Source organism: Streptomyces atratus, from assembly GCF_040655115.1.
Taxonomy (GTDB): Bacteria; Actinomycetota; Actinomycetes; order Streptomycetales; family Streptomycetaceae; genus Streptomyces; species Streptomyces atratus_D.
In genome coordinates this window covers 88662-94844 of sequence record NZ_JBFAJH010000025.1, presented here as the reverse complement: position 1 = coordinate 94844, position 6183 = coordinate 88662, and the positions used below count along the sequence as shown (strand labels likewise).

The following is a 6183-nucleotide window of genomic DNA, read 5'->3' as shown; positions in this document are numbered from 1 at the left end:
GCCCAAGGGCTCCCCCGACGAGTCGAAGGGAGCGCCTGGGGACTCCTTTCCGGATGCCGACTCTTTGAAGGGAGCGCCTAGTGCTCCGCACAAAGTACCCCTGCTCCGGACAACGACAAAGCCCCGGTCGTCGAGACGACCGGGGCTTCTGCTGGTGCGCGATACTGGGATTGAACCAGTGACCTCTTCCGTGTCAGGGAAGCGCTCTCCCGCTGAGCTAATCGCGCAGGGTGACCCTGCGTGTACTGCGTGCGCGATACTGGGATTGAACCAGTGACCTCTTCCGTGTCAGGGAAGCGCTCTCCCGCTGAGCTAATCGCGCGGGGGGATCCTTGCGGACCAGTGGACGATACTGGGATTGAACCAGTGACCTCTTCCGTGTCAGGGAAGCGCTCTCCCGCTGAGCTAATCGTCCTTGGAGGTGGAGACGGGATTTGAACCCGTGTAGACGGCTTTGCAGGCCGTTGCCTCGCCTCTCGGCCACTCCACCAGGAGTGCAGGGGTTAGGGAAAAAATCCCCCACTTCGAGCGGACGACGAGATTCGAACTCGCGACCCTCACCTTGGCAAGGTGATGCTCTACCAACTGAGCCACGTCCGCTTGTCGTTTCCGTTTCACTTGCGTGTCCCGGCGACGTGTTGAACTCTAGCGGATTCCTGGGCCAGTACAAAAACGCGTTTGTGCAGCGTGCTGAGGTGCGCTCGCCCCGGCGCAGGTCACGGCGCGCCGTCCTAGACTCACCCACGTGCACGACCTCGCTCCGATGGCCCGCTTCGGCGGCCTCGTCGCGTCCGAACTGCGGGACGTGACCAGTGACCCCTCAGCCCTCGACTCGTCCGGCTTCTGGGCGGTATGCGCCGATTTCGAGGGCCGCCTCGTCTGCGCCCGCTTCGGAACCGTACGGACCGAGCCGGTGCCCGCACCCGTTCCCGGAGCCTGGCGCGGGCCCGGAGCCGGCGACTGGGTCTCGTCCCTGGACCGGACCGCGTACACCGTGGGCGTACGCCGGATCCGCGAGCACATCGCGGCGGGCGAGGTCTACCAGGCCAACCTCTGCCGGGTGATGACCGCGGAGCTGCCGGATCCGGCCGCCGCCGACGTCGACGCCCTCACCGCGCTGCTGGCGCGCGGCAACCCCGCGCCGTACGCAGGAACGATCCGGCTGCCCGCGCACGGTGTGGAGATCGCCACCGCGTCCCCCGAACTCTTCCTGAGCCGGGACGGACGGACCGTCGAGTCCGGACCGATCAAGGGCACCGGCCGCACCGAGGCGGATCTGCTGGAGAAGGACCACGCCGAGAACGTGATGATCGTCGACCTGGTCCGTAACGACCTGGGCCGGGTCTGCGCCACCGGATCGGTCACCGTCCCCGACCTCTGCGTGGTGGAGAAGCACCCGGGGCTCGTCCACCTCGTCTCCACCGTGCGCGGCCGCCTCGCCGACGGCGCCGGCTGGCCCGAGCTGTTCGCAGCCGCGTTCCCGCCCGGCTCCGTCACCGGTGCACCCAAATCCAGCGCGCTCCGCATCATCGAGTCCCTGGAGACCGCACCCCGGGGTCCGTACTGCGGCGGCATCGGCTGGGTCGACGCCGACCGGGCCACCGCCGGTCTCGCCGTCGGCATACGGACTTTCTGGATCGACCGGACCGGAGTGGCCCCGGTCCTCAGGTTCGGCACCGGCGCCGGGATCACCTGGGGCTCCGATCCGGAGCGCGAATGGGACGAGACCGAGCTCAAGGCCGCCCGGCTGCTCGCTGTAGCGTCGGGCGCCCACCAAGAAACTGGAAGGACCGCATGATGTGGATGTGGGTCAACGGCGAACTGCGTGACGCCGCCGATGCCCGGGTGTCCGTGCTCGACCACGGACTGACCGTCGGGGACGGGATCTTCGAGACCGTCAGGACCACCGGGGGCCACCCCTTCGCCCTCACCCGGCACCTCGACCGGCTGACCCGCTCGGCCCGCGGTCTCGGGTTGCCCGACCCCGACCTCGACGAGGTGCGCCGGGCCTGCGCCGCCGTCATCGAGGCCAACCCGATGGAACTCGGCCGGCTCCGCATCACGTACACCGGCGGCCTCTCCCCGCTCGGCTCCGACCGCGGCAACGACGGGCCGAGCCTGGTCGTCGCGCTCGGGGAGGCCAAGCGCCGCCCCGACACCACCGCCGTGATCACCGTCCCGTGGACCCGCAACGAACGCGGTGCACTGGTCGGGCTCAAGACCACCTCGTACGCGGAGAACGTCGTCGCCCTCGCCCGCGCCCATGAGCAGGGCGCGTCCGAGGCGCTCTTCGCCAACACCGTCGGACAGCTCTGCGAAGGCACCGGGTCCAATGTCTTCGTCGTCCTCGACGGACAGCTCCACACCCCGCCGGTCGCCTCCGGCTGCCTCGCCGGGATCACCCGTGCACTGGCCGTCGAATGGTCCGGGGCGCTGGAGACCGAACTGCCCCTGGACGTCCTGGAGCATGCCGAGGAGATCTTCCTGACCTCCACCCTCCGGGACGTCCAGGCCGTCCACCAGGTCGACGGACGCGAGCTGCCCGGCGGGCCCGGGCCGGTGACGGCCAAGGCCATGCGGATCTTCGAGGAGCGCGCCGGGAACGACCTCGACCCGTGAGCCGGCCCGTTCCCCGGCCGGAGCCGTACAACGTGTCCGGGCCACGGACACGGTCCCGCGCCGCAGAAAGGAACCGGTCCGTAAAAACGGGTGACGGGCCGCGGCACAGCGGATAGAACACCGGTGATGACCACGACCCTCCGGCCGACCGGGCCGATCCAGCAAGGCGCCGACGGCGCGAGGAAGCGCGCGTACGACGTGTGCGACAACGGGCGACCCGTCGGGGCCCTCGAGATCGGCACCGAGCCCGGGTCCGGGGGGACGACAGGGACGATCAGCGGCCTTCGGATCGACGAACCGAACCGCAGGCGCGGCCGCGGCACCATCGCCGGGCTCGCCGCCGAGGAAGTGCTGCGCGGCTGGGGCTGCTCCCGGCTGACCGTGGAGGTCCGGCCGGACAACACGGCCGGACTGCGGCTGGCTGCTGCGCTCGGCTACACCGAGCGCAGCAGGAACATGGTCAAGGACCTGCCGGTGACCCCGCCCGTCCTGCCGGACGGGGTCACCGGGCGTCCGATGACCGAGGACGAGTTCGCGCAGTGGGAGAGCGCCGCCGTCACCGGCTACGCGGAAACGTTTGTCGCGCGCGGAGTCCCGGCGGACGAGGCTCTGCGCAGAGCCGAGACCTCCCACCGGACACATCTGCCGCACGGTCTCGCCACGGAGGGCACGTACCTCCATGTCCTCGTCGACGGCGACGGCCGGACCGTGGGGCATGTCTGGGTGGCGCGGTTCGAAATGCACCCGGGGACGGTGGTCGGGTACGTCTTCGACGTCGAGGTGCTCGAAGAGTTCCGCGGCCGGGGGTACGGTCGCGCGCTGATGCTGGAGGCCGAACGTATCGCCCTGGCCGCCGGCGACGAACGGATGGGGCTGCACGTGCTCTCGGACAACACCCCGGCGGTCCGGCTGTACGAGTCGCTCGGCTACGGAACGACGCGGCACAACCTCGTCAAGCCGTTGTGACGGGCGGGAGGACGGGCCAGGCCCCCCGCTGTCAGCCCTGCTCCGCGAGGAGCCGGTCGGCGATCTCCTCGATCCGCTCGCGCAGCCCGTCCTGACTCCTGCCGCCGTCCAGCCGCTCGCCCCCGATCACATAGGTGGGAGTGCCGGTCACACCGATGGCCTTTCCCTCCGCCTGGTCGGCGTCGACGATCAGCATGTGCCGGCCGTCGATCAGAGCGGTGTCGAACTCCTCGGCGTCCAGGCCGAGTTCACGCGCCACCTCGATCAGCAGCGGCTCGCCGGTACGGTCGAGTTCGGCGGTCCTGGCGAGCACGGCCTCGATGTACGGCCAGTCCTTGCCCTGCTCCGCAGCCTCCTCGGCGGCTTGGGCCGCGGCGTACGCGTGCTGGTGCTTCTCCAGCGGGAAATGCCGCAGGCGCACCTCGAGCCGGTCGCCGTAACGGGCCCGCAGGGCGTGCACATCGGTGAGAGCCTGGTGGCAGTCGGGGCACTGGAGTTCGCACCAGACGTCGAGGACGACCGGGACCGCAGGGGTGGATTCGTTCATGGAACCAGTCTCCCAGGGCCCACGCGCGCATCCCAATCGGCACCGGCACGGGACCCGCTCACCGCCGGCCCGGTCCGGATCGGCACCCTTCGGATCGGCACCTGGGGAGGATCCCGGCCCTGAAATGTCCCTGATGTGGTCCGGGATCATGGCCGCCGCCCCGGTGGGCGGTGCAGGATGGAAGGGACGTTTCCTCGTTGCGCCTGGAGGCCCTGATGCTTGCCGAGACCATTTGTTCCGCGGCGTCCGCGGCGGGCTTGGGCATTGCCGCCGTGACCGCGTACCGGAAGCGCTTCCTCGCGGCGACCCGGATCGCCGCCTACTCGCTGGTCCCGATCGGGCTGGTGCTGACCGGTGTCGTCGAGTGGGTCTCCGGTATCGCCTTCAAGCCGAGCGTCTGGCTCGGCTTCGGGGTGCTCGGGGTGGCCTGGCTGCTCTTCATGATCACGCGCGCGGTCGAACGCCGCGGCGTCGGCACCCGCAAGGAACGCAAGGCCGCCGCGCGGGCGGCGCAGTCCGATGCCGTCGCGCCGGCGGCGTCGGTGCCCTCTCTGGGAGCCGGCTCAGCGGCGGTCCAGCCACGGGCGAAGGCGAAGCCCAAGCCACAGGCCGCTGCCCCGGGCGAGGATTTCAGTGACATCGAGGCCATCCTGAAGAAGCACGGAATCTGAAACCGGAAAGAAGCGCGGAAGCTGAAGCCGTAGTGTTGGCGACCACCGGTGGTGAATCGATTCAAGCCCGGGTTCTTGACGCTGTACGGGGATGGAGCTAGCGTCCCGATCGGATTGAAACAATTCAGTCCACGGCGGGGGTGATCCGTGGCGGGCGACCTGTACCGCGGCACGGCGCACGGCGCACGAGGCCGTCCGGCCCGGGGCCACGGTGTGCCTCGCAACGCCGTCCGTACGATGGGCGACGGCCGCTGACCAGTGCGGCCGAGGGCACCGGTGGGGCAGACCAAGTGGCGCGTGTGGCAGGGATCAAGGATGTGGCCCGGCAGGCCGGAGTCTCCGTGGGCACCGTGTCCAATGTGATCAACCGGCCCGAAGCCGTGCTGCCGGAGACCCGTGCCCGGGTCCTGGCCGTCATCGAGGAGCTCGGTTACGTACGCAGCGAGTCCGCGCGCCAGCTCAGGGCGGGACGCAGCCGGATCATGGCGCTGCTGGTCCTCGACATGGGCAACCCGTTCTTCGTCGACGTGGCTCGTGGTGCCGAGCGGGCCGCCCGTGCGGCGGGCCTCGGGGTCATGGTCTGCAACAGCGGTCAGAGCCCGGCGGAGGAGGCCGAGTATCTGGGACTCTTCGCCGAGCAGCGGGTGTGCGGCGTGCTGGTCACCCCGGCCGACGCGACCGGCCGCAACCTGGAGGCGTTCAGCCGCCACCACATCCCCTTCGTGCTGGTGGACCGGGTGCCGTCCTCGCCGGGGCACTGCGCGGTCTCCGTCGACGACGTCCGCGGTGGTTCCCTTGCCGTCAGTCACCTCCTCTCGGCCGGGCACCGCTCGGTCGCATACGTCAGTGGCCTCGGCGACCTCCACCAGATCAGGGACCGCCGTGAAGGCGCCCTGTCGGCTCTCGACCGGGCCGGCCTGGGACCCGAGGCGCTCGTCGAGATCCCCTCCGACCGTCTGGACGTGGCCGCGGGCCGTGATGCCGGGGCCCGGCTGCTCGGACTCGTGCCGCGGCCGACCGCCGTGTTCTGTGCCAACGACCTGCTCGCCCTCGGCGTGCTGCAGTCGCTGTACGCGGCGGGAGTCCGGGTGCCGCAGGACATCGCCATCGTCGGTTACGACGACATCGAATTCGCAGCCGCCGCTGCCGTACCGCTCACCTCGGTCCGCCAGCCCGCCGTCGTGATGGGCCGGATGGCCGCGGAACTCCTGCTGCAGGAGGCGGACGACGAGGACGGTACGCACGAGCACCGCAGTGTGGTGCTGCAGCCGGAGCTCGTCGTGCGTGCCTCCAGCACGACGCCGCACTGAGCCACCCGGCGCCGCTCGCGCGACTTCTTTCCTTCCGCTCCTTCCTGCCGCATGTCCGAAACGGAGACAC

At 70.2% G+C, this 6183-nt stretch carries 6 protein-coding genes and 5 tRNA genes; 5 read left to right on the top strand and 6 right to left on the bottom strand.

The window, feature by feature from the left end; all coding sequences use genetic code 11:
* Positions 1-152: 152 nt before the first annotated feature.
* The 5 genes from AB0I23_RS24815 to AB0I23_RS24795 all read right to left on the bottom strand — a co-directional run bounded on the left by AB0I23_RS24815 (position 153) and on the right by AB0I23_RS24795 (position 600).
* Positions 153-227: transfer RNA gene (locus AB0I23_RS24815), tRNA-Val, on the bottom strand.
* A gap of 23 nt (positions 228-250) precedes the next feature.
* Positions 251-322: transfer RNA gene (locus AB0I23_RS24810), tRNA-Val, on the bottom strand.
* 21 nt (positions 323-343) lie between these two features.
* Positions 344-415, bottom strand: a tRNA-Val gene (locus AB0I23_RS24805).
* Position 416: 1 nt separating this feature from the next.
* A tRNA-Cys gene (locus AB0I23_RS24800) sits at positions 417-490 on the bottom strand.
* A 37-nt stretch (positions 491-527) separates the two neighbouring features.
* Positions 528-600: transfer RNA gene (locus AB0I23_RS24795), tRNA-Gly, on the bottom strand.
* Positions 601-763: 163 nt separating this feature from the next.
* Between AB0I23_RS24795 and AB0I23_RS24790 the strand changes: the two genes are divergently transcribed.
* From AB0I23_RS24790 to AB0I23_RS24780, 3 genes are all read left to right on the top strand, one after another.
* Complete coding sequence (locus tag AB0I23_RS24790; RefSeq protein ID WP_359112325.1) at positions 764-1798, top strand: chorismate-binding protein; 1035 nt, start codon at positions 764-766, stop codon at positions 1796-1798.
* Positions 1798-2619 carry an aminotransferase class IV gene (locus AB0I23_RS24785; RefSeq protein ID WP_359112323.1) on the top strand — a complete coding sequence of 274 codons (822 nt, stop codon included), beginning with the start codon at positions 1798-1800 and terminating at the stop codon, positions 2617-2619. The genes AB0I23_RS24790 and AB0I23_RS24785 overlap by 1 nt, the downstream gene beginning before the upstream one ends.
* A 126-nt stretch (positions 2620-2745) precedes the next feature.
* Positions 2746-3585, top strand: a complete 840-nt coding sequence (locus tag AB0I23_RS24780; RefSeq protein WP_359112318.1) for a GNAT family N-acetyltransferase — start codon at positions 2746-2748, stop codon at positions 3583-3585.
* A gap of 31 nt (positions 3586-3616) precedes the next feature.
* Here the strand turns inward: AB0I23_RS24780 and AB0I23_RS24775 are convergent, their stop codons facing one another.
* A complete protein-coding gene (locus AB0I23_RS24775; RefSeq protein WP_359112316.1) occupies positions 3617-4132 on the bottom strand; it encodes a DsbA family protein in 516 nt (171 codons plus the stop codon).
* Between the two features lie 215 nt (positions 4133-4347).
* On the opposite strand from AB0I23_RS24775, the gene AB0I23_RS24770 reads away from it, so the two are divergent.
* Both AB0I23_RS24770 and AB0I23_RS24765 read left to right on the top strand, forming a co-directional pair.
* Complete coding sequence (locus AB0I23_RS24770; RefSeq protein ID WP_359112322.1) at positions 4348-4803, top strand: hypothetical protein; 456 nt, start codon at positions 4348-4350, stop codon at positions 4801-4803.
* Positions 4804-5093: 290 nt separating this feature from the next.
* Positions 5094-6113: a LacI family DNA-binding transcriptional regulator gene (locus tag AB0I23_RS24765; protein ID WP_359112314.1), complete on the top strand. Its 1020-nt coding sequence runs from the start codon at positions 5094-5096 to the stop codon at positions 6111-6113.
* The last annotated feature ends 70 nt before the right edge of the window (positions 6114-6183 follow it).